Genomic DNA, 24,627 nt, shown 5'->3' on the forward strand with positions numbered 1-24,627 from the left:
CTTCTCCAACACCGCCCGGGGGGCGGCGGCTTAGCGGCCCTGCAAGGCAGCCCCGGCCCAGCGCAGAAAGCCTTGGCCCGCCGCGGTAAAACGCGCGTGCGCGCGCAGCAGTTCGAGCCCTTCGCGCGCCTGTGCCCGCAATTCATCCAGCCGGCTTGCAAGCTCGCGCCGCGCCGCGGCATCCAGGTAAGGGGCCTGCAGGTAGCGGACCAGCGCCATGACGCAGTGCAGGTGTACATACACCCCCTCGAAGATGCCGACCACCGGGCGCGGGTCGGTGCGCCAGCCGACCGGAAAGCGCGCGCCGGTCTGCACGGGCTGCAGCAGCGGAACGGCTTCCTCGACATAACGCAGCTTGACGTGGCTGTGCTCGTGGACCAGGCTTTCGAGGGTACGCAAGGTATCGGACGGGTGTATCCATGCCGCCCCCTGCATGGAGGAGATCGTGAACCCTTCCATCTGCCAGCCCGGCGGCGGCAGGCGCGGCACCACCACGCGCATCATGCAACGCCAGTCCTCGTACTCCTCGGGCCAGGCCGACAAAAGGGCCTGCGCCGCCTCCACGATGGGGCGATAGCGGCCCTGCGGATAGGAGCGTTCGCGCGCGTCGGTTTCCTGTTCGCGCACGGTGCTGCCGCGCTCGGGTGTGCGGGTCTCGTCAAGCGACACCCGCAGGCCCGGCAGATCGTTGCGGACCACGATGTGGGACCGCGGCAGCAGGGCCTGCGGCGCGGCAAGACAGGAACTCAGGGTCTGGCCGCCCGAGGACGGCCGGCTCAGGTGGACCCACGCGCCTTTACGCCGGCATAACCAGGCGCCGTCGGCATGGCCGGCCGGCAGTTCGACGCTGCCGGCGCAATCCCAGGTCTCGATGCGGCCGCCGCGTGACATCAGCACCCTGCTGCGCGGTGACATCTCGGTGAAACCCGGCACATAGTTGGCAACCGACGCGAGCAAGGGCTCGACCGCCGGCAGCGGTGCGCCGGCGATCAGCGCGCGCCCGATCGCATGCAGCCAGCGGCGGTACAAAGGCGAGGAGCCGATGGCGGTGCGCTCATGCGGCAGCAGGGCCTGCAGGTCGAGCACCGCTTGTTCCCAGCGCTCGCGATGCGCGGCCAGCGCCGGTGAAGCCCGAACGATCTCGGCCAGGGCCAGAAAGTCGTCCAGGCGGCCTGCGGCGGATTCATGGACCAGGTCGGCCGTGATCACGGCGTCCGGCATCAAGGCCAGCTCGACAAAGTCGGCGCACTGCAATTCAGGCTTGGCTGCCTGCGGCGGCATTTTTCGGGTCATTGTGGGCATGGCTACCTCGCGGTTGAAAGGAAGATTCGATAAGGCCGAGCGCGGCGTCAAAAAAATACATCTGGTCCGCGCACAGCACGGACTCGCGCGGCGTGATGCCGCCCTTCACATCGCTGCGGCCGGGAAGGAAGCCGCCGCCGCAGATCAGGCGGTGGCGGCAGCCGGAGCATTTCAGCGGAAGTTCGGCGCGCAGGTCGAGGAGCCGCGCGAACAGCGGGTCGCCGGCCAGCGCGGCGATGCCGTCCGTGGCTATGTGGAAAGATGTGCCAGCCGAGCCGTCTGCGGCCACACGCAGGTAGTCGGGGTATTCGTAGCTGCCGTCGGTATTGACGACGAACATGTTGTGGCTGTCGTTCACCAGGGCGTCGATATGGCCCTGCCCTCCCAGCGCGACGTGAAGCAGGTTGTTGAAGAGCCGGATGGTGATGCCCGGATCGTCCAGCGCCCACCAGGCGCGAAACAGGTCGGCATACCAGGCGCCGTAACGCGGCGCGGCGGCATAGGCCTTTGACGCCCCCAGCGGCCACGGAGGATGGCGCCAGTTGAATTCGATGGGCCACAACACGTCGACCTTGGAAACCGGCAGGCTGCGCACCCAGGCGAGGAACTCCGCCGGAGGCAGCGAAGGGTTGGCCACGGCCAGAAAGCCGCCTATCAAACCGCCGTCGCCGCCCGCCAGCATGCGCTCGACGTTGGCCATGACACGCGCATAGGTGCCGCGGCCGAGCTTGTCCACGCGCGCGGCATCGTTCACCTCGCGCGGGCCGTCCAGGCTGACGCCCAGCGACACGCCGTGTTCGCGAAAAAGGGCAAGCAGTTGCGGGGCGATCGGCTGCACCAGGTTGGTCTGTACCGCGACGTCGAGATTCCAGCCCTGTTCGCGGCGCCGCGCAATCTGCGAAAGCAGTTCGGCAAAACTGGCATCGGGCCAGAGCATGGGTTCGCCGCCATGCAGGACGATGGAGAAGGGCTCGGGTTCACCCCGAGGGTGGTAGTCGCAGATGCGGTCCAGCAGGCGCAAGGCCGTGGGCAATGCCATGCGTGCCGGCATGCGCTCGAACGTGCGGTCCGCCTGGTTGAACATGTAGCAGTAGCTGCAATCGATGTCGCACACCGCGGTCAGCTTGATGATGGCCGAACGAAACATGGGAACAGGCGAGTAAAGGACCGGAGCCGGAACGGGGCGCGCGAAAAAATATACGCGCGCCCCGCGGCGGCTAGCCGGCTGTTACCACTTCAGGCCGAACACGATGCTGATCGCCGCCGGATTGAAACCGGGCCGGCCCGCAAGCTGGGCGATGGCGGTTTCCAGGATGCGGCCTTCGACGACCTTCTGGTTGAGCGAATTCACGTCGCCCTTGAAATTGGACGTCAGGTTACGCGACAAGGTGTGGGCTTCCGCGTTATTCGAGGTGGTAGGCATAGGATTTTCCTTGTAGGTTGGTTAGTTGAAAACTTCCACTTCAAGTGACGGTTCGGGTGCCCGCGAGACAACCGGACGGAACAAGCCCTGCTTCCAGACGAACGCGGATCAACCTTGCCGTCCCGGCGGATGCTAGCCAGTCCGAGCGGCAAAGAACAGGCCAAAGCAGGCCGGATTCGGGAAATCCGACAAACATCTACCGCGCACAGACAATTCGCGCGGCCTCCCCTGGCGAACTCGAATACCTTTCAACGTCTTCACAAGAGTTCGGCAAGCCGCCAGCGAAGTTTTCGAGGAGGGGGAGAACGATGCCAGAAAGCGCCATCAACAAACACCATCGCATCCCGGCGCCGCACTCCGGCTTCGGCCGGCGGGTTCGATGCCATCCGAGACCAGAACAAACAAGGGAGAAAGCCGTATGGATGAACGCCTGACGGTCCGCCTGCACAAAATCCTGAGGGCTCCTTGGGCCATTCCGCCGGTGGACTGCTACCGCGTGATCGGAACCGTGCACCGCGGTATGGAGTTCGGTTTTCTGGCCATTGCGCGCGACGGTGCCTACTTGCAGGTCAATGGGTCCGTGGTTCAGCGGCTGAACCGCGGCGACGTCGATGCCGCCATCAGCAGCGCCGAGCACCTGTTCGCCGCCAGGCCGGTGCAAGCCCCGGCAGCGGCGAATGTCGCCGGAGCGGTGACGGTCATACGCAAAAAAAGGCGCACGCCTGCCGACGCGGGCGTTGCGCCCTGAGCCCTCGCTCCGATGGCTAGAAGTCCCCGGACGCGCCGTGAGCCAGGCTCTCGAACTTGGTGATGCGGTTGATGAAGGCCAGCTTCACCGTGCCGGTGGGGCCGTTACGCTGCTTGCTGATGATGACCTCGGCCACACCGGGCTCCTTGCAGGCCTCCTTGGTGTAGTACTCGTCGCGGTAGATGAACATGATGATGTCGGCGTCCTGCTCGATGGCACCGGACTCGCGCAGGTCGCTCATCATGGGGCGCTTGTCGGTGCGCGACTCGACGCCGCGGCTGAGCTGCGACAGCGCAATGACCGGGCACTGCAGTTCCTTGGCCAGCATCTTCAGGCCGCGCGAGATTTCACCGACGGCGGTGGCGCGGTTTTCTTCGGCCATGCCGCCGGAGACGCTCATGAGCTGCAGGTAGTCGACCACGATCAGGCCCAGCTTGCCGCACTGGCGGGCCAGGCGCCGGGCATTGGCGCGCAGCTCGCTCACGGTCAGTCCCGGCGTTTCATCGATGTGCAGCGAGACGGTGCGCAGCTTTTCAATCGCTTCGGTCAGGCGCGGCCACTCCTCGTCGGTCAGGGCGCCTGTGCGCAAATGGGTCTGGTCGATGCGGCCTATGGAGCCGACGATACGCACGGCGAGCTGGGATGCACCCATTTCCATGGAAAACACCGCCACCGGCAGGCCTTCATTGAGCGCGACGTGTTCGGCGATGTTGATGGCCAGCGCGGTCTTGCCCATGGAGGGGCGCGCCGCCAGGACGATCAGGTCGCCGGCCTGCAGGCCTGACGTCATATGGTCAAAATCCCTGAAGCCCGTGGGTACGCCGGTGACGTCCTGCGGGTTCTCAGCCATCTCGGTCACGCGGTCCAGCAGGCTCACGACCAGCGTGTCCATGCTCTGGAAGCCTTCCTTCATGCGCGAGCCCTGCTCGCCGATCTTGAAGATCTTCTGCTCGGCTTCGTCGAGGATGGTGGCGACGTCCTTGCCCTGCGGGTTGAAGGCGTTGGTGGCGATTTCGTCGGACGCCGACACCAGCTTGCGCAGGATGGAGCGCTCGCGCACGATCTCGGCGTAGCGGCGGATATTGGCTGCGCTGGGCACGTATTGCGCGAGCGAATTGAGGTAGCTCAGGCCCCCTACTTCGTCGGCCTTGCCCTGGTTCTGCAGGTATTCGTAGACCGTGATGATGTCAGCCGGCTTGTTCGCGTTGATGAGTGCGCCCACGGCGGCAAAGATCAGCTTGTGCTCGGAGCGGTAGAAATCCTCGTCGACCAGCAGGTCGCCCACCCGGTCCCAGGCGCCGTTGTCGAGCAGCAGGCCGCCCAGCACGCTGGATTCACCCTCGATGGAATGCGGCGGAATGCGCAGCTGGGCGATCTGGCGGTCGGGGCTGTAGCCGGGATCGTCATAGGTGGAAAGTACGGCGGACATGGGTTTCCTTGGGAGAGGGTGAATGGTACGCCGTGGGCGCAAAACACCGCGGGATAAGGCTGTGGATAACCGGGGGAAATCGGGTGGAAATGGACCGGGAAGGTGTGCACAGCCGGGGGATGCGGCCGGGCATGAAAAAAGCCGCTCGGCGAGCGGCTTTTTTCGTGAAGGGAAAAAGCGCTTAAGCGGTTTCGCCGTACACGGTCACGGTGATGTCCACAGCCACATCGGTGTGCAGGGCCACGGTCACGGCATGGTCGCCGACGATCTTCAGCGGGCCGTTGGGCATGCGGATTTGCGACTTCAGCACGGGGAAACCCTGCTTGGTCAGCTCGGCCGAGATATCGTGGTTGGTGACGGAGCCGAACAGGCGGCCGTCCACACCGGCTTTTTGCGTGAGCTTGACGGTGGTGCCGCTCAGCTTTTCGCCCTGGGCTTGCATTTCGGCCAGCTTGGCGGCCGCAGCCTTTTCGAGTTCGACGCGCTTGGCTTCGAATTCGGCCTTGTTGGCTTCCGTGGCGCGGCGTGCGCGGCCCGAAGGGATCAGGAAGTTGCGTGCGTAGCCGTCTTTGACCTTGACGATTTCGCCGAGGTTACCGAGGTTCACGACTTTGTCGAGCAGAATGATTTGCATGGTCGCGCTCCTTACAGGGTACGGTGCTGGTCGCTGTAAGGCAGCATCGCGAGGAAGCGAGCGCGCTTGACGGCGGTGTTGATCTGGCGCTGGAAAATCGCGCGCGTGCCGGTCAGGCGCGCGGGGATGATTTTTCCGTTTTCGGCAACGAAATCGCGCAGGGTGTCGATGTCCTTGTAGTCGATTTCTTCAACGCCAGCGGCTGTGAAGCGGCAAAAACGCTTGCGCTTGAACAGCAGGGATTGGGTATTGCGCTTGGGGCGCTTGTCTTTGTTGAAACGTTTTGGTCCGGCCATGATGGACTCCTTAAATGGGGTTCGGTACTTGCTCTACCTTGTGAAGAGCTTGAATATGGAAAACAACACCTTTGCTGGTGCGCGCATTGATGAGGAAACCGGTGAACCTGAAGGGCTGGCCTAAGGGTGACTTGGCTGATTGCTCAGCCAGCGCTCCGAAGGCAACCGCCCTGACCGTCAATTTGACCTGTCTGGTGATTCCGGCCTCGACAACTTCGGACTCGTGTTCGAGGACGAAATTGGCGGCGGGGATTCCAGCGGGCGTGTAGCGAAGAGGACTTGCCTCGGCGATACAGGCGGTCAGTTCAACGTGGTTCACTGCGGGCTTTTGCTCAGTGGCAGCTGCGCGGCAGCGAGGCGTTCAACAGCATGGTGGCAATTAAGCCGCATACTCCTGCTGTTGGGCTTTACGGGCTTCTTCCCTCTCGACGTTGCGCATCATGAGGGATGGGCCGGTTTCGGCCTTTTTCTTGACCACGGTCAGGTGGCGCAGCACGGCATCGTTGAACTTGAACGCGTGTTCGATTTCTTCCATCACGGCCTGGCTGGCTTCGATGTTGATGCAGAGGTAGTGGGCTTTCGCGAGCTTCTGGATCAGGTACACCAGCTGGCGGCGGCCCCAGTCTTCAACACGGTGCACTTTTCCGCCGCCGGCGGTGATCATGCCCTTGTAACGTTCCAGCATGGCTGGGACTTGCTCGCTTTGATCCGGGTGGATCAGCAAGACGATCTCATAGTGACGCATAAACTCTCCTTGTGGTTGATTAAAGCTGCCCCAGCGTCGTTAAGGGTGCAGCAAGGCGAAGCCCAAGAGTATAGCATGCCCCCACGGTCGCTCACTTTGTGTAGCTCCCTGCCCCCGAGGGGGCCGCCCGCCTGTGGCCCGGCAAAGCCGGTTCCACGGCTCATGCTGGTACGGATAGGGGGATCAGGCAGGCTCTGCCCATTTTTTGGGGGAAAGCCCTAAAACCGCCGAAAAACCCTCGAATAACCGCCCCGGCCGTGTTTTAGAGGCGTTTTAGGTCCGGGTAGCGGATGTATTCGACCAACTCCTGGATTTTTTGGCTGGGCGCCGGGGTGAGCAGGCTCACCAGCACCATCACGGCAAAACCCACAGGCACGCCGAACAGGCCGGCCGAAATCGGGTCTATGCCCCACCACAGCTGCACCGGCGAACTGATGCCGAAGGTGGCGCGCAGCCAGGGCTGGTTGGTGAACATGTAGTAAGACGTCACGCCCAGGCCCGACATCATGCCAAGGACGGCGCCTGCGCCGTTGGCGCGCTTCCAGAAGATGCCCAGGCTCAGCGCCGGGAAAAAGGAGGCGGCGGCGAAGGAAAACGCCGCCGACACCAGGAACAGGATGTCCGCCGGCTTTTGCGCCGCCACATAGGCCGCCAGCAGGGCCACGATGAGCAGCAGGATCTTGGACACCGTGACCCGGCTCACGGTGGAGGCGTTGGGGTCGATCATCTTGTAATAGAGGTCATGGCCCAGCGCGTTGGCGATCGTCAGCAGCAGGCCGTCGGCGGTCGACAGCGCGGCGGCCAGGCCGCCGGCCGCCACCAGGCCCGAAATGACATAGGGCAGGCCCGCCAGCTCGGGCGTGAGCAGCACGATGATGTCGCCGCCTATGGTCATTTCGTTGAGCTGCAGGATGTTGTCGCGGTTGATGTCGGCCACCGACAGCAGGCTGGCGTCCACCCGGCTCCAGGCGCCGACCCAGGACGGCAGCTGGTCAAAACGCGTGCCGACCAGCACGGTGAAGACTTCGTACTTCACCAGAACGGCCAGGGCCGGCGCCGTGAAATACAGCAAAAAGATGAAAAACAGCGACCAGGTGACCGACTGCCGCGCCTCCCGCACGCTGGGCACCGTGTAGTAGCGCATCAGGATATGCGGCAAGGCGGCCGTGCCCACCATGAGGCAGAACACCAGGGCCAGGAAATTGCGGCGCGAGGTGTCGTAGGCCTCCTGCTCCCGGGGCGTGCCCTCGGGGTCGCCCGAGAACTGCGCAGCATGGGCGGGCATGCCGTTGAGCGGCTGGGTCTTGACCTCGGCTGCGGCTTTGGCCGCCGTCCAGGCCTTGACGGCCGCCGCCTCGTCCCTGGGCATGGCAGCCAGGGTCTTGGCCGCCGAGGTGATTTCGGCCACCGAGGCATTGCCGCCCTTGAGCTGCTCCATGCGTTTGGCGGCGGCCAGCTTGTCGGCGGCCAGCGCCTCGGCCGGGTGGGCCAGCTTGCCGGACAGCGCCTCGGAGCGCTGCCGGAACAGCTCACGCACCTGCAACTCCTTGGGATCCGCAGCCAGCTCTTTTTCCTTGGCGCTGACTTTCTCGAGCTGCAAGCCGTAAACCAGCTGCGGCACCGGAACACCGGTCTGCTTGACCGACAGCCACACCACCGGGATCAGGTAGGCCACCACCAGGATGATGTACTGGGCCACCTGCGTCCAGGTCACGGCGCGCATGCCGCCCAGGAAGGAGCACACCAGGATGCCGCCCAGGCCCAGGAAAATGCCCAGTTCGAAGGCAATGCCGGTCAGGTAGGAGGTGATCAGGCCCACACCGTAAATCTGCGCGACCAGGTAGGTGAAGGAACACAGGATGGCCGCGCCCACACCGAGCAGGCGCGGCAGCTTGCCATAGCGCTCCCCCAGGAAGTCGGGAATGGTGAACTGGCCGAACTTGCGCAGGTAAGGCGCCAGCACCAGCGCCACCAGGCAATAGCCGCCGGTCCAGCCCATGATGAAGGCCAGGCCGCTGTAGCCCGTGAGGTAAAGCGTGCCGGCCAGGCCGATGAAGGAGGCGGCCGACATCCAGTCGGCGCCGGTGGCCATGCCGTTGTAGACCGCCGGCACGCGCCGGCCCGCCACATAGTATTCGCCGGCGTCGGTGGTGCGGCTCATGATGCCTATGCCCGCGTACAGCCCTATGGTGGCCAGCAAAAATGCCGTGCCTATCCACAGGCGCGGCAGGCCCATGCGCTCCAGGCCCGCGAGGATGAGCACAAATACCACCAGGCCCACGGTGTACCAGCGGTAGACGCGGTTGAGCTGCGCCTTGAACTGCTGGCTGGACAGCATGACCCCGTCGCGGGAACCGAAGAAGCCGGCCATCTAGTCCCCGTCCGCCACGTCGTGTTCGATGTCGAGCCGGTTCATGTACCAGGCATAAAAGCCGATGATCAGGCAGTACACCAGCAGGGCGCCCTGCGCGCCCACCCAGAAACTGAAAGGCCAGCCAAAGAACCGGAAATTCAGCGCGCGCGCGAAGTAGCTGACACCGAAGGTCACGCTGAACCAGAGCAGCAGCAGCAAGGCCGTCACCGCGAGGTTTTTGCGCCAGTAGCGGCGGTGGCTGTCACCGGGTTGCATGGCGCGCCTCACCGGTGGCTACCCTGCCCGCCTGCAACGCCGCGGCGTTTTCGCGTTCCAGCTGCGCGGCCACGCGCGGCTCGAAACGGCGCAGGTGGGCGATGACCTTGCATGCCTTGCCCGGCTCGCCCAGCGCCAGCCAGACCTGCGCGAGCCGGTACCAGCCATACGGCCCCAGCGGCTGCAGCGTGGTGTTGCGCTCCAGCGCCTGGGCGGCCTCCTGCCAGCGTTGCTGGTGGATACACACCAGCGCCAGGCCGTACCAGGCCCGGTCCAGACGCGGATCCAGCGCCAGCGCGCGCTCGAAGGCGGGGCCAGCCTCCTCATGGCGCCCGGCCTGCTGCAATACATAGCCCAGGTTGAACCATCCCGCGGCCTGCTGCGGCCAGGCGCCGGTCAGTTGCCGCAGGCTGTCAATCGCCTCCTGCGTAAGCTGCAGCTGCGCCTGCACATGGCCACGGCTGGCCAGAGCGTAAGGGTCGGCCGGCCGCAGGCGCAGCATCCGCGCGAACTTCGGCAAGGCGGCCGCGCGCTTGCCCGCCGCGAGCAGCAGCAAGGCCTGCGCTTTCAGCAAGTGGTACTGCAGGGCGGGTGCAAGCGGCAGGCTCATTTGCACAACGCCACCCCGATTTCCAGGCAGATGCGGACTTTTGTGACGGCCGCCGCAAGCCAGACCAGCGCCAGCACCAGGAAGGCCACCAAAGGCAGGTGGCGGTCCAGCACCACGGGTGGGGCGATCCAGCGCGCCGCCCTCACCCAGGGCCGGCCCAGCAGTTCCAGCAGGCGGTAAAACGGGTTACCGCTGCGCCCGGCACCGGCCAGCATCCCCAGCACCCATTGGCCGGCCAGCGCGAGCAGCGCAATTTCAGCTAGCAGTTTGGCGGTGGTGGCGACGGCAAGCATGGCTGGGGGCAGACAAGTAAGGCAGTGCCTCCGATTGTCATCGGAGGACTTGCCAATTGCTTACCACGGGGGCACCGCCCACCGGGGGTTTTCCCTCGGTGGGCGCGGTGGGCCTGGCTCAGCCGGCCAGCTGTTTCCAGGTGTCCATCACCGTATCGGGGTTCAGCGAGATGGAGCCTATGCCCTGCTCCTTGAGCCACAGGGCGAAGTCGGGATGGTCGCTGGGGCCCTGGCCACAGATGCCGACGTATTTGTTGGCACGCTTGCAGGCGGCGATGGCTTGGCCCAGCAGCGCCTTGACGGCCGGGTCGCGTTCGTCGAAGTCCTTGGCCAGGATGTCCAGGCCCGAGTCGCGGTCCAGGCCCAGCGTGAGCTGGGTCAGGTCGTTGGAGCCAATCGAGAAGCCGTCGAAGTACTCGAGGAACTGGTCAGCCAGCACCGCATTGCTGGGCACCTCGCACATCATGATGATCTTCAGGCCCTGCTCGCCGCGCTTGAGGCCGTGTTTGGCCAGCAGCTCGGTCACGGCCTTGGCCTGGCCCAGGGTGCGCACAAAGGGCACCATGACCTCGACGTTGCTCAGGCCCATGTCGTTGCGCACGCGCTTGAGCGCCTCGCACTCCATCGCGAAGGCCTCGGCGAAGTCGGGGCTCAGGTAGCGCGCCGCGCCGCGGAAGCCCAGCATGGGGTTTTCTTCCTCGGGCTCGTAGCGCGAGCCGCCTATCAGCTTGCGGTACTCATTGGACTTGAAGTCCGACAGGCGCACGATCACCGGCTTGGGCCAGAAGGCCGCGCCTATGGTGGCGATGCCTTCGGCCACCTTGTCGACGTAGAAGGCGCGCGGCGAGGCATGGCCGCGGGCCACGCTTTCCACGGCTTTTTTCAGGTCGGCGTCGATGTTGGGGTACTCGAGGATGGCCTTGGGGTGCACACCGATGTTGTTGTTGATGATGAACTCCAGCCGCGCCAGGCCCACGCCGTGGTTGGGCATCTGGCAGAAGTCGAAGGCCAGCTGCGGGTTGCCCACGTTCATCATGATCTTGAGGTTTATGGGCGGCATGGTGCCGCGCTGCACCTCGGTCACCTCGGTTTCGAGCAGGCCGTCATAGATGTTGCCGGTGTCGCCTTCGGCGCAGCTCACCGTCACCAGCATGCCGTCTTTCAGCGTCTCGGTAGCGTCGCCACAGCCGACCACGGCCGGAATGCCCAGCTCGCGCGCGATGATGGCCGCGTGGCAGGTGCGCCCGCCACGGTTGGTGACAATGGCGCTGGCGCGCTTCATCACCGGCTCCCAGTTCGGGTCGGTCATGTCGGTGACGAGGATGTCGCCGGCCTGCACCTGGTCCATGTCCTTGATGTCGTGCACGATGCGCACCGGGCCGGTGCCGATTTTCTGGCCGATGGCCCTGCCCTCGGCCAGCACCGTGCCGGTGCCCTTGAGCTTGTAGCGCTGCTCGGCCTTGCCCTTGGCCTGGCTCTTCACCGTCTCGGGGCGGGCCTGCAGGATGTAAAGCAGGCCGTCGGTGCCGTCCTTGCCCCATTCGATGTCCATGGGGCGGCCGTAATGCGCCTCGATGATGAGCGCATAGCGGGCCAGTTGCTCGACGTCGTCGTCGGTCAGCGAATAGCGGTTGCGCAGCTCCGTCGGCACGTCGGTGGTCTTGACCAGCTTGCCGCCGGCTTTTTTCTCTTCCGGCGTGGCGAACTCCATTTGCAGCAGCTTGGAGCCCAGGTTGCGGCGGATCACGGCGCGCTTGCCGGCTTTGAGCATGGGCTTGTGCACGTAGAACTCGTCGGGATTGACGGCGCCCTGCACCACGGTTTCACCCAGGCCGTAGCTGGAGGTGATGAAGACCACGTCCTCAAAGCCGCTTTCGGTGTCTATGGTGAACATCACGCCGGCCGCGCCCTTGTCGCTGCGCACCATGCGCTGGATGCCGGCGGACAGCGCCACGTCGGAATGGGCAAAACCCTGGTGCACGCGGTAGCTGATGGCGCGGTCGTTGTAGAGCGAGGCGAACACCTCTTTCATCTTGTGCAGCACGTCCTCGATGCCGACCACGTTCAAAAAGGTTTCCTGCTGGCCGGCAAACGACGCGTCGGGCAGATCCTCGGCGGTGGCCGAGGAGCGCACCGCGAAGCTGGCCTGGGCGTTGCCGGCGCTCAGAACGGCAAAGCTGTCGCGCACGGCTTTTTCGAGGTCGGCCGGAAAAGGCTGGGCTTCGACCAAGGCGCGGATTTTGGCGCCGGCGTCGGCCAGGGCGCGCACGTCGTCGGTGTTGAGCGCGTCCAGCACGCCGTTGATTTTTTTGTCCAGCCCGTCGTGGGCCAGGAACACGCGAAAAGCGTGGGCCGTGGTGGCGAATCCGGTGGGCACCCGCACGCCCTCGGGGCCGGTGGGCAGTTGCGAGATCATCTCGCCGAGGCTGGCGTTTTTGCCGCCAACGGCCTCGACGTCTGTCATCCTCAGGTTTTCAAACGGTACGACCAGGGCGGTCGCCTCAAACAGCTTGGACATGAAAATACTCCGGGAGGTTTAAAAACCGGGGAATTCGCCATGCGCGGCAGGCAACCTTGTTGTTGTTCTAGGGGGTTGTGGCGGGGCATAGCGTGGCAAACTGGATAATTGGCCCAATTGTAGGGGCCCGCCGCCGGATGTGCCGCGTCAGCCTTTCACCCAGCTTTCAATCAGCCAAACACCCACCATGTCCCAACGCACCGTGTTTTTCATCTCCGACGGCACCGGCATCACCGCGGAAACCTTTGGTAACGCCATCCTGGCCCAATTCGAGTTCAAGCCGCGCCACGTCCGCCTGCCCTTTATCGACAGCGTGGACAAGGCCCACCAGGCGATACGGCAGATCAACCACACGGCCGAAGTCGAGGGCAAGCGTCCCATCGTCTTTACCACGCTGGTCAACATGGAAATCCTGGCCGTCATCAAGACCCACTGCAACGGCATGCTGCTGGACATGTTCGGCATGTTCGTCGCGCCCCTGGAGGGCGAACTGGGCATCAAGTCCAACCACCGGGTGGGCCGGTTTTCGGATGCCTCCAAGAGCAAGGAATACGACGACCGCATCGAGGCCATCAATTTCTCGCTGGCGCACGACGACGGCCAGAGTAACCGCGACCTGGAGAACTCGGACGTGATCCTGGTGGGCGTGAGCCGCAGCGGCAAGACGCCGACCTCGCTCTACCTGGCCATGCAATACGGCCTCAAGGCCTCCAATTACCCGCTGATCCCGGAAGATTTCGAGCGCCGCCAGCTGCCGCCGGCGCTGGTGCCGCACCGCAAGAAGATCTTCGGCCTGACCATCGCGCCGGAACGCCTGAGCCAGATCCGCAACGAACGCCGGCCCAACTCGAAATACGCGAGCCTGGAGAACTGCCGCGACGAAATCCACGAGGCTGAGGCCATGATGCGGCGCGAAGGCATACGCTGGCTCTCGACCACCACCAAGTCGATCGAAGAGATTTCGACCACCATCCTGCAGGAAATCCGGCCGGAACGGCTGGAGTATTAGCCCTTTCCGGCCCGCATACGCCAGCGCAGCCACCACAGCCAGGTGCCGCTGACACCAAAACCGAACAGCAAAAAGCCGCCCGCCGCCGTGGCCAGCACCCCGATCACGCCGGCCAGCTTGCCGGCGTGCAGCGGGTAAATCCAGGCATAGGAACGCGCGCCGAGGTCCAGATCACTCCAGCGGTCCACGCGTATCACCTCGCCGCTCAGCGGGTGCAGCCAGACCGAGGACAGGCCGTTGGGATGCGGGTCGTCGTCCAGCTTCTTGCGTATGCGCACCGGCGCCGTGGGCTTGGCCGGCAGGCCGACATAACCCACAATGCCGCCGGGCAAGGCGGCGTTGGCGGCGGCCACCATCTCATCGGCCGTGGCGGCCCGCCCCGATGGGGCGCCGGGTTTGACGGCGGGCGGCAGCACCTGCTTTTGCCCCGCCAGCTGGGTCACCCACTGCGAGACCGGCCGCCAGGCCATCCAGGTGCCGGTCAGCACACATGCCAGCACCCAGGCGCCCAGCATCGCACCGCCCACCCGGTGCAAATCGAACAGCCCGCGCAGCAAACCGCCTTTGAGGCTGACGGAAAACGCGCCGCGCCAGCTCCGGGCCGGCCACCACAGCAGCACGCCGGTGACCAGCATCGCCAGCATGGTCACGGTGTTGAAGGCCAGCACGGTCTTGCCCGTGTCGCCGGCAAGCAGCGCCGAATGGAACTCAAACAGCGCGTTGGCAAAACCCTCGTGTTCTTCGCGCGCGCCCAGCTTGCGGCCGCTGTAGGAGTCGTAATAAGCCTGGCCCTGCCAGCCGTCGCCGGCCACATAGACCAGGATGGACTCTTCAGGCTCGCGCGGAGGTCGGATGGTGAAACGCGCCTTTCCACCGTAGTCGGCCACCAGCACCTGGCGAATTGCCTCCAGCGGCACCGGCTGGCCCGCAGGCTTCACCTCGAAGAGCTGTGCATTGAGCACGCGGTCCAGCGGCCGCGCGCCCAGCATCAGCGAGCCGGTAAAAGCGTTGAGCATCAACAGCAGGCCGGCCGTCAGCCCCAGCCAGCGATGCAGCTTGAGCAGCACCGGCCGCGATGTGCGCAGCCCCATCAGAAGTCAAACTTCGCGGCGACGCGCAGCGTGCGCGGCGCGCCCACGCCCAGCAGGCCGTTGCCGGCCGTGCTCCAGTAGACCTTGTCGGTGGCGTTGTCCAGGTTGGCCTGCAGGGTGGTGTTAGTGCCGAAGAGTTTGGTGCGGTAGCGCGCGCCCAGCGACAAGGTGCCGGCACCGTCGATATAGGCCTGGTTGGCGTTGTTGACCGGGCGCTTGCCGGTGAAATACCAGCCGGCGTTGAGCGCGAGGCCGGGCACCGAGGGCACGCGGTATTCACCGAATACGCTGTAAGTCAGCTTGGGCGCGTTTTCGGGCGTCTTGTCGAGTTCGGCCGCCACCGTGGTCTTGGTGATCTTGGGGTTCATCACCAGGGCCGAGGCCACGACCGACCATTGTTTGTTGATCTCGCCCGAGGCGGCGAATTCAAAGCCCTTGTACTCGGCCTCGCCGCCCAGCACAAAACGGTTGGCCGCGTCGACGGTGGTGGACGGGCGCTTCACGTCAAAGTAGGCCGCCTGCAGCAGCAGGCCCTGGGCCACTTCGGCCTTGATACCGAGCTCGACCTGCTTGTTCAGCGAGGGTGCGAGGACCTCGCCCGCGTTCGCGCGGTTGGCCGGCGCCGTGCCGCTTTCCTCCATGCCCTCGATGTAGCTCGCGTAGACGGACGTGCGCGCCGTCGGCTTGTACATCACCGAAACCGAGGGGCTGGTTTTCTGGGCTTCATAGCGTGTGGTGGTGGTCACGCTGGTGTAGTCGGAGCGCCGCGCACCGGCCATGAACTGCCATTGTTCGGACAGCACGATGCGGTCGAACACATAAAGGCCGTTATCGGTGATCTTGGACGGTGCGCTCGCATTGGCGGCGGTGCGCGGCGTGTACGGGATCAGCACCGGGTTGTAGAGGTTTTGCGCGAAAGTCAGCGTCGGCGAATTGCGGCTGTCCTGCTTGCGCTCATTGCCGGTGTAGCCTATGGACAGCTCGTGCGCGATGCTGCCGGTGGCGACGCGCCCGCTCAGTTCGGTGCGAAAGTTGTTGTTCTCATATTCCTGGCCGTCCTGCTGGCTCACGGTCAGGGTGCCCGCGCCGGTGACCGCATTGGTGAGGTTGAACTGTGAAAAGCGCCGGTCGCGGTTGTTGCGCGCCTGGCCCAGCTCAAAAATGGCCGACCAGTCGTCGCTCAGCGCCACGTCGGCGCGCGCCAGCAGATTGGTGGCGTCGGCCACATAGCGCTGCCATTCGCCGGCCAGGTTGACCTTGTTGCCCGTGAGGCGCGGCAAGGTGATCACGCCGTTCACCGCGGTGGGCAGGGTGATGCCGGCCTGCTCGGAGGAGTCTTTTTTGTAGTACTCGGCGTCGAACTTGAGGTTGACCGAAGGCGACACCTTGACGTCCAGCGCGGCCGACAGCATCTGCCGCTTGCCCGAAAAATTGTCGATGCCGATATCCTCATGCCCGGCCGCGGCGTTGATGCGCAGGCCCGTGTTGTTGTCCGGGCCGAAGCGCCGGCCTATGTCGGCGTGCAGGTCCACCGCGCCGTACTGGTTCAGCGAGGTCGACAGGCTGGTCACCGGCGTCGCGCCGGCTCGCTTGGTCACATAGTTGACGATGCCCGAAGGCGGTACAAAGCCGTAATACAGCGAGGACGCGCCCTTGAGCACCTCCACGCGTTCCTTGTTCTCCAGCGGCACATCGACCAGGTTGATGATGGGCAACGAGCCGTTGAGGCGGTAGTTGCCGCGGTTTTCCACCAGGATGCCGCGGATCGCGACGTTGTCGTAGGCCGAGCCGTTGAGCTGCGAGCGCGTGACGCCCGCGGTGTTGCGCAGCGCGCCGTACAGCGTGCGCTGGCCCTGGGCGTCTATCACCTCGCGAGTGATGACGTTGCTGGTGAGCGGCACGTCCAGCGGGCTCTGATCGCGGAAAGTGCCGACCTGCACAGTGTTGGAGGTGAAACTGCCCTGGCGTTCGCTGCTGACGGTGACCGTGCCGAGCGAGCCGGCGCTTGCCGCGTCCGGCGAGGCGTCTTGCGCATGAACGGGCGTGGCGCCCAGCAAGGCCATAGCGGCGGCCAGCGGTGCGAGGGAAAAACGGGAAGGAAAAGAAGAAGGAGAGTGGGATTGCATAAGCCAGCAGACAAGTTGAGGAACTCGATTGGCTGGCTGGGCGCGGCGGACGCGCCCCTTGGCTGGCTTCAATGCGGATTATAAAAGGCCGGGCCTGCTCGCGTGCGGGTTTGCCGCCGACCGGTAGCGACTGGGATTGGCGCCCGCTGATTTGCGCATCAGCCGCCGCAAGGCCGTCGCGTCCTCATAACCCACCTGTCCGGCCACCTGTTCTATGCTCATGCGGCTGGACTCGATCAACATGCGGGCGCGGTTGAGGCGCACGCTTTGCACCAGCGCCAGCGTGCTCCGGCCCGTGGCCTCGCGCACGCGCCGCGACAGGGTTCGCTGCGACATCGCGAACTCGCCGGCCAACGCCTGCACGCTGGGCGGATGCGGCAGGGCCGATTCGATGCGCGCCATCAGCCGGGCCACGAGCTCGTTGCCGTTGGAAAGCATGGCCGGCAGCACAAACGGCGCCTGCGCCTGCCGCCCGTCTATCAGCAGGATGCGCCCCACCGCGTCGGCCAGCCCCGGGCCGAACTGCGTGCGCAGCAGGTGAAGCATCAAGTCCGTCTGTGCGAAAGCGGCGCCCGCCGTGCTCACGGGGCCGTCGGCGCAGACCATGCGGTCGGCATCCACGGTGCAGCGCGGCTCCAGCCGCCGCAGCTCGGCCGCCATCCACCAGGAGGTCGTGGCGCGGCGACCGGCCAGCAGGCCTGCCGCCTGCAACAAAAACACCGCCGAGCAGGAGGCCGCGACACGGCCGCCCCGCGCCGCGTGAGCGGTAACGGCTTGGATGGCGCGCTGTGCATCCGCGCCCGCCAGCCCGGCCGCGACCGCCTGGGCGTTGTCCAGGCCCAGCCCCGGGATGATCCAGGTCGACGTGTCGGCACGCCGGCGTTTGGGCAGCGCCGTGGTATCCAAACGCATGCCGCTACTCAGGGGCACGGCGCCGCCGGATGGCGACAGCACGCGCCAGCCGGGGCGCACCAGCTTCAGGCGCGGCGCCAGTGTGGCCGCCGCCTGCAGCACGTCCAGCGTGACCGCGACACTGGCCGCAAAAGCCCCGGGCAGGACCAGAACGGTGAAATCACTCATTGACTGAAAAAGCCTTAAAGATGTCTAAATAGACACTCGCAGTTTAGCCGCCCGCCGCGTCCAATGCAGGTTTTCCACCCAAAAAGCACGACCATGGCCCACTCTGCCTCCCCCGCACAACGCAGCATGAATGAGGACGACCCCCTCGAAGATTTCACGGCCCGCACCATCACGCTGGACGGCGTGGCCAAAAAAGTCTACGTGGCCGGTTCGGGCCCGGCCGTGATCGTCATGACCGAAATGCCGGGCATCAGCCCGCAGGTCGCGCGTTTCAGCCGCTGGGTGCGCGATGCGGGTTTTACCGTTTACATGCCTTCGCTGTTCGGCCGCGACGGCGCGGTGCCCGGTGCCGACGAAGGCGCGGCCGTTTTCCAGCGTGCCTGCGTCAGCGCCGAATTCCGCGCGCTGCGCGCCAATGAGACCAGCCCGGTGACGCAATGGCTGACGGCACTGGCCAGGCTGGCGCACCGGGAATGCGGCGGGCCCGGCGTGGGCGCCATCGGCATGTGCTGGACCGGCAACTTCGCGCTCTCCATGATGCTGGAGCCCGCGGTGCTGGCGCCTGTGCTGTCGCAGCCCTCGCTGCCGCTCAACGACCCGGCCGGCCTGGAGATCTCGCCCGCCGACATCCAGGCTGTGCGCCGGCGGCTCGATAGAGAGAAGCTCACCGTGCTGGCCTACCGATTCGAAGGCGACAAATTTTGCCGGGCCCAGCGCTTTGCGGCCTATGCCGAGGCCCTGGGCGACCGTTTTGTGGGCAGGGTGCTGCCGGACAGCTCCGCCAATACCGAAGTGCCGCCCTTCTTCGCCCGGCATGTACCCACGCCACACAGCGTGGTGACCGCCCACCTGGTCGATGAGGCGGGCCAGCCCACACTGGCGGCGCGCGACGAGATCCTGGCCTTTTTTGCCCAGCGCCTCAGACCGTCAACAGGTTCTTAGCCCAACACCGCCACGCCCTTGACCTGGGCGAACACGCGGCTGCCCGGCTGCAATCGCAGTGCCTGGGCCGACTTCTGCGTGATGCGGGCCAGCAGCGCGCTGCCGCCGGCGTCCAGGCCCACCATGAGCTGGCCCGGGCTGTCGGCCGCCAGGCCGGTGACGGTGACCGGGAAGATGTTCTGCACGCTGGTGCCCTCCTGGCGCGCCAGCGTGAGGCTCACGTCGCGCGCCTGGATGCGCACGCGCACGCGCTGGCCGACCTGCAGCGTGGGGTTGAGCAGGCTCACGCGGCCGCCGGGGAACTCGGCATGGCTCATGTGCCAATCGGGCTCGACGGCGCTGACCACCGCGTCCAGCACAGCGGCCGCGGCATCGCCGTGCGCCAGCGGCAGGTCCAGCCGCGTCATCAGTTCGCGCGTGGGGCCCGAAGCCGTGACCCGGCCGGCATCCAGCAGCACCAGGTGGTCGGCCAGCCGCGCGACTTCATCAGGCGCATGGCTCACATAAAGCACGGGCATGTCGAGTTCGTCATGCAGGCGTTCCAGGTATGGCAGGATTTCAGCCTTGCGGGCGACATCCAGCGAGGCCAGGGGCTCGTCCATCAGCAGCAGGCGCGGGCTGGTGGCCAGCGCCCGGGCGATCGCCACACGCTGGCGCTCGCCGCCCGAGAGTGTGGCCGGCATGCGCTGCATCAGCGCCTGCAGGCCCAGCAGCGCGATGACTTGTTCGAGCGAGACACGGCGCTGGGCCGGCGGCACACGGCGCAGGCCGAAGTCGAGGTTGCGGCGCACGTCCAGGTGCTCAAACAGGCTGGCCTCCTGGAATACATAACCCAAGGGGCGCTGGTGCACGGGCATAAAGACACCCACGGCATCGTCTTGCCAGAGCTCGCCGTTGACGGCAAGGTAGCCACTGCCGGATCGCTCCAGCCCGGCGATGCTGCGCAGCAGGCTGGTCTTGCCGGAACCCGAAGGGCCGAAGATGGCTGTGACGCCGCGCCCCGGCACGGCCAGTGACACATCGAGCGAAAAGCCGGGGAATGCCCGGCGGAAAGATGCGGTGATACCGCCTTCGGATGGGACGGCGGGCTTCATGTGCCCTGCCCTTTGCGCCGGCCCGGCTGCAGGGTATTCAAGGTGTAGAGCGCCAGCAGCACCAGGAAGGAAAACACCAGCAGGCCGCCGGCCAGCCAGTGCGCCTGGCTGTATTCGAGCGCCTCCACATGGTCGTAGATCTGCACCGACATCACACGCGTCTTGCCGGGGATGTTGCCGCCCATCATGAGCACGATGCCGAACTCGCCCACCGTGTGCGCGAAGCCCATGACGGCGGCCGTCAGGTAGGCGGGCCGTGCCAGCGGCAGCACCACGCTGAAAAAAGTATCCAGCGGCGAGGCCCGCAAGGTGGCGGCGGCCTCCAGCGGCCGCTCGCCCAGGGCTTCAAAAGCGTTTTGCAACGGCTGCACCACAAAAGGCATGGAGTACAGCACCGAACCGACCACCAGGCCGGCAAAGCTGAAAGGCAGCAGGCCCCAGCCCAGCGACTGCGTGAGCCGGCCGACCGCGCCGTTCGGCCCCATCAGCACCAGCAGGTAAAAGCCCAGCACCACCGGCGGCAAGACCAGCGGCAAGGCCACCAGCGCGCCCACCGGCCCCTTGAGCCAGGAGCGCGTGCGCGCCAGCCACCAGGCCAGCGGCGTTCCGGCCAGCAGCAACACCAAGGTGGTGGTCGCCGCCAGCCGCAAGGTCAGCGCGAGTGCCTGCAGTCCTGCGGTATCCAGCATGGCCGGCCGTGCTTCAGGGCTCATAGCCGAAGGCGCGTATCACCGCCCTGGCCTTGTCGGTCTTGAGATAGGCCATCAGCTGCGCCGCGGCCTTGCTGTCCTTGGCCCTGGCCAGCAGCACCGCGTCCTGGCGGATGGGGCTATGCAGGCTCTCGGGAACTATCCAGGCCGAGCCGGATTTGATCTTGCCGCCTTCATAGACCTGCGACAACGCAATAAAACCGAGTTCGGCATTGCCGGTGGAGACAAAGCTGAAGGCCTGGCCTATGCTTTCGCCCTGCACCAGCTTGGGCTCCAGCGCGGCCTGCAGGCCCAGCTTGTTCATGGTTTCGACGGCCGCTGCGCCATAGGGCGCAAGCTTGGGCGCGGCGATGGCGATCTTTTTGAAGTTGCCCTTTTTCAGGACCTCGCCCTGCGCATCGACCAGGCCGGGCTGGGCCGACCAGAGCACCAGCTTGCCGGTGGCATAGGTGAAGCGGCTGCCGTTCACGGCCGCGCCCTCTTTCTCAAGCCTCGCGGGGGTTTCATCGTCGGCCGCGAGGAACAGTTCGAAGGGCGCGCCGTTACTGATCTGCGCGTAGAACTTGCCGGTGGCGCCAAAGGTCAGCACCGCCTTGTGGCCAGTCTCTTTTTCAAAGTCCGCGGCGATCTGCTTCATGGGCGCCGTGAAATTGGCCGCGACGGCGACCTGGACGTCGTCGGCCAGCGCGGCTGTCGAGACCAGTGCAAGACACAACGCAGGCAACCAGCGCAACAAGGTTTTGGACATCAGAAGGCTCCGGAACTGAAAGAGGGAAAGTGATGGGCGAAGCGGCCTTGGCAGCCAAGCCTTCCACCCAAGCGCTATTCTATTTTAGAATAGCGCTGCCTGCCCTTGGGCCTTCCATGAAAAAACCCGCAGCCACATCCACCGCCCCCTCCTTCGCCAGCGCCTTGGGCCACGAACCGGCCGACAAGCGCATCGACATCCTGCGCCTGGTCGGCGAAAGCGGCTCGATCTCGCAGGCAGCGCGCCAAGCCGAAGTCAGCTACAAGGCCGCCTGGCAGGCCATCGACACCCTGAGCAACCTGGCCGGCGTGGCGCTGGTGGAGCGCGCCGTGGGCGGCTCGGGCGGCGGCGGCGCGACGTTGACGCCGGCGGGCCAGAAATTGCTGGCGGTCGCCGGCCTCCTGAACGAAACCCGCAGCCAGGTACTGGCCGGTTTCAAGTCCAATGAACTGCTGCTGCCGCGCGCTCTGCCCACACTCTCCAACATGGGTGTGCGCACCAGCATGCGCAACCAGCTGCCTTGCGAAGTCGACAAGCTGGCGCTGCGGGGCCAGGTGGCGCATGTGCATCTGAGGCTGGCCGGCGGCGCCGCGCTGGTCTCGCGCATCACCAAGGCCAGCGCCGAGCTGCTCGGCCTGAAAAAAGGACAGGCCGTGCTGGCGCTGTGCAAGGCCACAGCGGTGGTGGTCAGCGCGCAAAACCCCACACCGCCAGGTGTGCAAAGCCTGAGGGGCCAGGCCGTGCGGATCAGTCGCGGGACCGGCGGCGACGAGGTGTCGCTGCAGCTTGACGGCGGCTTGCAGCTGGTGGGTTTTGCGGCGCCGGGCAGCGGGCTGAAAACCAAAAGCCCTGTGCAGGCGCAGATCGACGAGTCGGCCGTCGTGATTGCCTTGTCGGCCTAGCGTCTAGACAGGCGCCTCAAAAAGGTACTGGTGGGGCCCCGGTGCCCCGCCCTGCGGCGCCACCGGGTGTGCCACCATGCCCCAGACTTTTTCAATGCAGAGCGGCGTGAGCACCTCGGCGGTGGTACCGCTGCCCACCACCTGCCCGCCCTGCAGCACCACACAGCGGTCGCTGTAGCGCAGCGCCAGGTTCAAGTCATGCAGCACGGCCACCACACCCACACCCTGGGCGGTGGCCCAGGCGCGCATGAGTTGCAGCATGCGGTGCTGGTGCTGGAGGTCGAGCGCGGCGGTAGGTTCATCGAGCAGCAGCCAGCGCGCGGACTGGCCCGCCAGAGGCTCCCACACCTGTGCCAGCGCGCGCGCCAGGTGGACACGCGCTTTTTCACCGCCCGAGAGCGTGTTGAGCACGCGGTGCTGCAAATGCTCGACCGCGGTGGCCTGCATGGCCTGCAGCACCACATCGGCTTCGCTCCGGCCCAAATGGCGGCGGTGCGGATAGCGGCCCAGCTCCACCACTTCGCGCACGGTGAACTCGAACGCGACCTGGGTTTCCTGCGCCACGCAGGCGCGCATACGGGCCAGCTCGGCGGGGGCATGGGCAGGCAGCGCCTTGCCGGCCAGGCAGACATGGCCGCCCGAGGGCTGGCGCTGGCCGGTCAGCAGCGACATCAAGGTGGACTTGCCCGCGCCGTTGGGCCCAAGCACCGCCGTGACCTGGCCCGCGATGAACTGCGCCGAAACCGACTGCAGCAGCGAGCGGCCCGGCACCTCGACGCCCACGCCAGCCACTTCGAGCATGCCGGCCAGCGGCAGAAAATCAGTCTGGTTGCGCGCGTTCATGGCTCATATCCGGCTGCGAAAGTGCCGCAGCAGCAACAAAAAGAACGGCACGCCGACAAAAGCCGTCAGCACGCCCAGCGGCAGCTCGGCCGGCTTGACCATGGTGCGCGCCGCGCTGTCCGCCGCCAGCACCAGGGCCGCGCCCAGCAGGGCCGAGCCCGGCAGCACGACGCGGTGGTCAGGCCCGGCCACCAGGCGCACGCAGTGCGGCGCCACCAGGCCGATGAAACCGATGATGCCGGTGGTGGCCGTGACGGCGCCTACCGCCAGTGCCGTCAGCAGCACCGCAAGGCGCTTGACGCGTTCCACCGGCACGCCCAGCAGCGCCGCCTGCGCCTCGCCCAGTGCGATGGCATTCAGCGGCCTGGCCAGCGCGATACCCGAGCCCACGGCCGCCGTCACCACCGACAACACCAGGGCCACCGCGCTCCAGCGCGCGCCGCCCAGGCTGCCCAGCAGCCAGAACTGGATGTTGCGCAGTTGCTCGTCGGTGGCCAGGAAGGTGAGATAACCCAGGCCGGCACCGGCCAGTGCGTTGATGGCGACCCCCGCGAGCAGCATCAGGCCGACCCGCGTCGCGCCGTCCTGTTGGGACAGGGCATACACCAGCATGGTGACCAGCAGGCTGCCCGTGAAAGCCGCGGCCACCAGCGTCCAGCTGCCCAGCGTGCGCGGCATCTCGGGGAACCACAGGCTGCCCAGCACGATGGCCATGCCGGCGGCCAAAGCCGCGCCGCTGCTGACGCCTATGAGGCCGGGGTCGGCCAGCGGATTGCGAAACAGGCCCTGCATCAGCGCGCCGGACAGACCCAGCGCCGCGCCGGCCGCCACACCCAGCAGCAGCCGCGGCAGGCGTATGTTCATGAAGACCAGGTGCTCCGGTGTGGGCTGGGCACTGCCGCCCAGCATGTCGAGCAGCACATTCCACAGCTGCAGCGGGCTGATGGCATAAGCGCCGCGCGCGCTGCCGGCGATAAAACTCAGGGCCAGCAGCAGCACGCCCGCACCCAGCACCAGCGCCGCCGGCCAGCGCCTGTGGTCGCCGTGCAAGGCGGCCTTCATGCGCTGGCCTTGCGCCTGGCGGCGTGCGGGGCCGACTGCACCAGCAGCAGCCGGTTGCCTTCACAGTCACTGATACCCCATTCAGTGCCCCACTCCTGCTCCAGCAGCGCGGGCAGCGCCTGGCCGGGCGCCGATTGCAGGGCCATGTGCCATTGTTCGATGTTGTCTACCAGCAGGCGGCAGGCGAATTGCTGCGGCGCCATGTCGGCGCGGCGCTGCCAAAGTTGCACCGTGACCGACTCGCGCCTCAGAACCGCGATCACGCCGGGCACGCTGTGCCGCAGGGCAAAACCCCAGCAGTCGCGGTAAAACGCCAGCGCCTGGCGCAAATCGGTGCAGTGGAGCACGGCCGGCGTGCGCGCGCAAAGGACTTCGGTCATGGCGGTTCTCTTG

At 66.0% G+C, this 24,627-nt stretch carries 26 protein-coding genes; 4 read left to right on the top strand and 22 right to left on the bottom strand.

What is annotated here, in order from left to right:
• Positions 1-30 precede the first annotated feature (30 nt).
• The 3 genes from ACEN9P_RS00920 to ACEN9P_RS00930 form a co-directional block, all read right to left on the bottom strand.
• Entirely contained in the window at positions 31-1,302 is a 1,272-nt protein-coding gene (locus ACEN9P_RS00920; protein WP_495620839.1) for an aKG-HExxH-type peptide beta-hydroxylase, read from the bottom strand.
• Positions 1,256-2,449: a radical SAM protein gene (locus ACEN9P_RS00925; protein WP_495620840.1), complete on the bottom strand. Its 1,194-nt coding sequence runs from the start codon at positions 2,447-2,449 to the stop codon at positions 1,256-1,258. The genes ACEN9P_RS00920 and ACEN9P_RS00925 overlap by 47 nt, the downstream gene beginning before the upstream one ends.
• 81 nt (positions 2,450-2,530) lie before the next feature.
• Positions 2,531-2,725: a hypothetical protein gene (locus tag ACEN9P_RS00930; RefSeq protein WP_007871063.1), complete on the bottom strand. Its 195-nt coding sequence runs from the start codon at positions 2,723-2,725 to the stop codon at positions 2,531-2,533.
• Between the two features lie 418 nt (positions 2,726-3,143).
• Here ACEN9P_RS00930 and ACEN9P_RS00935 point away from each other — a divergent pair, with 418 nt between their 5' ends.
• Positions 3,144-3,473 carry a hypothetical protein gene (locus tag ACEN9P_RS00935; RefSeq protein ID WP_477701200.1) on the top strand — a complete coding sequence of 110 codons (330 nt, stop codon included), beginning with the start codon at positions 3,144-3,146 and terminating at the stop codon, positions 3,471-3,473.
• 16 nt (positions 3,474-3,489) lie between these two features.
• Here the strand turns inward: ACEN9P_RS00935 and dnaB are convergent, their stop codons facing one another.
• From dnaB to ppsA, 10 genes are all read right to left on the bottom strand, one after another.
• Positions 3,490-4,902 (bottom strand): replicative DNA helicase, encoded by a 1,413-nt coding sequence (gene dnaB, locus ACEN9P_RS00940; protein ID WP_074574908.1) that lies wholly within the window; start codon positions 4,900-4,902, stop codon positions 3,490-3,492.
• Positions 4,903-5,083: 181 nt separating this feature from the next.
• Entirely contained in the window at positions 5,084-5,536 is a 453-nt protein-coding gene (gene rplI / locus ACEN9P_RS00945) for a 50S ribosomal protein L9 (RefSeq protein ID WP_007871075.1), read from the bottom strand.
• An 11-nt stretch (positions 5,537-5,547) separates the two neighbouring features.
• The gene (gene rpsR / locus ACEN9P_RS00950; protein WP_007871078.1) at positions 5,548-5,832 is read right to left on the bottom strand and encodes a 30S ribosomal protein S18; all 285 of its coding nucleotides are present in this window, start codon (positions 5,830-5,832) and stop codon (positions 5,548-5,550) included.
• Between the two features lie 10 nt (positions 5,833-5,842).
• A complete protein-coding gene (gene priB / locus ACEN9P_RS00955) occupies positions 5,843-6,151 on the bottom strand; it encodes a primosomal replication protein N (RefSeq protein WP_477661994.1) in 309 nt (102 codons plus the stop codon).
• Positions 6,152-6,211: 60 nt separating this feature from the next.
• Positions 6,212-6,577 (bottom strand): 30S ribosomal protein S6, encoded by a 366-nt coding sequence (rpsF, locus tag ACEN9P_RS00960; protein WP_007871089.1) that lies wholly within the window; start codon positions 6,575-6,577, stop codon positions 6,212-6,214.
• Positions 6,578-6,839: 262 nt separating this feature from the next.
• The gene (locus tag ACEN9P_RS00965) at positions 6,840-8,948 is read right to left on the bottom strand and encodes a sodium:solute symporter family protein (protein WP_477661993.1); all 2,109 of its coding nucleotides are present in this window, start codon (positions 8,946-8,948) and stop codon (positions 6,840-6,842) included.
• Positions 8,949-9,206 carry a DUF4212 domain-containing protein gene (locus ACEN9P_RS00970; RefSeq protein ID WP_477661992.1) on the bottom strand — a complete coding sequence of 86 codons (258 nt, stop codon included), beginning with the start codon at positions 9,204-9,206 and terminating at the stop codon, positions 8,949-8,951.
• Entirely contained in the window at positions 9,193-9,816 is a 624-nt protein-coding gene (locus ACEN9P_RS00975; protein ID WP_477661991.1) for a tetratricopeptide repeat protein, read from the bottom strand. Before ACEN9P_RS00975 ends, ACEN9P_RS00970 begins: the two co-directional genes overlap by 14 nt.
• Entirely contained in the window at positions 9,813-10,109 is a 297-nt protein-coding gene (locus ACEN9P_RS00980) for a hypothetical protein (protein ID WP_477661990.1), read from the bottom strand. Before ACEN9P_RS00980 ends, ACEN9P_RS00975 begins: the two co-directional genes overlap by 4 nt.
• Positions 10,110-10,227: 118 nt before the next feature.
• Positions 10,228-12,627, bottom strand: coding sequence for a phosphoenolpyruvate synthase (gene ppsA, locus ACEN9P_RS00985; protein ID WP_477701199.1), 2,400 nt, complete (start codon positions 12,625-12,627; stop codon positions 10,228-10,230).
• A 187-nt stretch (positions 12,628-12,814) separates the two neighbouring features.
• On the opposite strand from ppsA, the gene ppsR reads away from it, so the two are divergent.
• Positions 12,815-13,636: a posphoenolpyruvate synthetase regulatory kinase/phosphorylase PpsR gene (gene ppsR / locus ACEN9P_RS00990; RefSeq protein WP_074574924.1), complete on the top strand. Its 822-nt coding sequence runs from the start codon at positions 12,815-12,817 to the stop codon at positions 13,634-13,636.
• On the opposite strand, the gene ACEN9P_RS00995 is transcribed toward ppsR, so the two are convergent.
• The 3 genes from ACEN9P_RS00995 to ACEN9P_RS01005 all read right to left on the bottom strand — a co-directional run bounded on the left by ACEN9P_RS00995 (position 13,633) and on the right by ACEN9P_RS01005 (position 17,933).
• Positions 13,633-14,727: a PepSY-associated TM helix domain-containing protein gene (locus ACEN9P_RS00995; RefSeq protein ID WP_495620841.1), complete on the bottom strand. Its 1,095-nt coding sequence runs from the start codon at positions 14,725-14,727 to the stop codon at positions 13,633-13,635. The two genes, ppsR and ACEN9P_RS00995, sit on opposite strands and share 4 nt — an antisense overlap.
• Positions 14,727-16,853 carry a TonB-dependent siderophore receptor gene (locus ACEN9P_RS01000; protein ID WP_477661987.1) on the bottom strand — a complete coding sequence of 709 codons (2,127 nt, stop codon included), beginning with the start codon at positions 16,851-16,853 and terminating at the stop codon, positions 14,727-14,729. The genes ACEN9P_RS00995 and ACEN9P_RS01000 overlap by 1 nt, the downstream gene beginning before the upstream one ends.
• 78 nt (positions 16,854-16,931) lie before the next feature.
• The gene (locus ACEN9P_RS01005) at positions 16,932-17,933 is read right to left on the bottom strand and encodes a GlxA family transcriptional regulator (protein WP_477661986.1); all 1,002 of its coding nucleotides are present in this window, start codon (positions 17,931-17,933) and stop codon (positions 16,932-16,934) included.
• Positions 17,934-18,026: 93 nt separating this feature from the next.
• On the opposite strand from ACEN9P_RS01005, the gene ACEN9P_RS01010 reads away from it, so the two are divergent.
• Positions 18,027-18,875 carry a dienelactone hydrolase family protein gene (locus tag ACEN9P_RS01010; RefSeq protein ID WP_477661985.1) on the top strand — a complete coding sequence of 283 codons (849 nt, stop codon included), beginning with the start codon at positions 18,027-18,029 and terminating at the stop codon, positions 18,873-18,875.
• Here ACEN9P_RS01010 and modC read toward each other — a convergent pair.
• The 3 genes from modC to modA are packed head-to-tail and all read right to left on the bottom strand — an operon-like array spanning position 18,872 to position 21,427.
• Positions 18,872-19,969: a molybdenum ABC transporter ATP-binding protein gene (gene modC, locus ACEN9P_RS01015; RefSeq protein WP_477661984.1), complete on the bottom strand. Its 1,098-nt coding sequence runs from the start codon at positions 19,967-19,969 to the stop codon at positions 18,872-18,874. The two genes, ACEN9P_RS01010 and modC, sit on opposite strands and share 4 nt — an antisense overlap.
• On the bottom strand, positions 19,966-20,658 hold the full coding sequence (gene modB, locus ACEN9P_RS01020; RefSeq protein ID WP_477661983.1) for a molybdate ABC transporter permease subunit: 693 nt from the start codon (positions 20,656-20,658) through the stop codon (positions 19,966-19,968). Before modB ends, modC begins: the two co-directional genes overlap by 4 nt.
• Positions 20,659-20,671: 13 nt before the next feature.
• Positions 20,672-21,427, bottom strand: coding sequence for a molybdate ABC transporter substrate-binding protein (gene modA / locus ACEN9P_RS01025; protein ID WP_495620842.1), 756 nt, complete (start codon positions 21,425-21,427; stop codon positions 20,672-20,674).
• 116 nt (positions 21,428-21,543) lie between these two features.
• On the opposite strand from modA, the gene ACEN9P_RS01030 reads away from it, so the two are divergent.
• Positions 21,544-22,329 carry a TOBE domain-containing protein gene (locus tag ACEN9P_RS01030; protein ID WP_477661981.1) on the top strand — a complete coding sequence of 262 codons (786 nt, stop codon included), beginning with the start codon at positions 21,544-21,546 and terminating at the stop codon, positions 22,327-22,329.
• 3 nt (positions 22,330-22,332) lie between these two features.
• Here ACEN9P_RS01030 and ACEN9P_RS01035 read toward each other — a convergent pair whose 3' ends face one another.
• The 3 genes from ACEN9P_RS01035 to ACEN9P_RS01045 are packed head-to-tail and all read right to left on the bottom strand — an operon-like array spanning position 22,333 to position 24,614.
• Complete coding sequence (locus tag ACEN9P_RS01035; protein ID WP_495620843.1) at positions 22,333-23,172, bottom strand: heme ABC transporter ATP-binding protein; 840 nt, start codon at positions 23,170-23,172, stop codon at positions 22,333-22,335.
• A gap of 3 nt (positions 23,173-23,175) precedes the next feature.
• Complete coding sequence (locus ACEN9P_RS01040; RefSeq protein ID WP_495620844.1) at positions 23,176-24,234, bottom strand: FecCD family ABC transporter permease; 1,059 nt, start codon at positions 24,232-24,234, stop codon at positions 23,176-23,178.
• On the bottom strand, positions 24,231-24,614 hold the full coding sequence (locus ACEN9P_RS01045) for a VOC family protein (RefSeq protein WP_495620845.1): 384 nt from the start codon (positions 24,612-24,614) through the stop codon (positions 24,231-24,233). The genes ACEN9P_RS01040 and ACEN9P_RS01045 overlap by 4 nt, the downstream gene beginning before the upstream one ends.
• Positions 24,615-24,627 lie beyond the last annotated feature (13 nt).

The sequence above is a fragment of the Polaromonas sp. Polasp52 genome, from assembly GCF_059491565.1.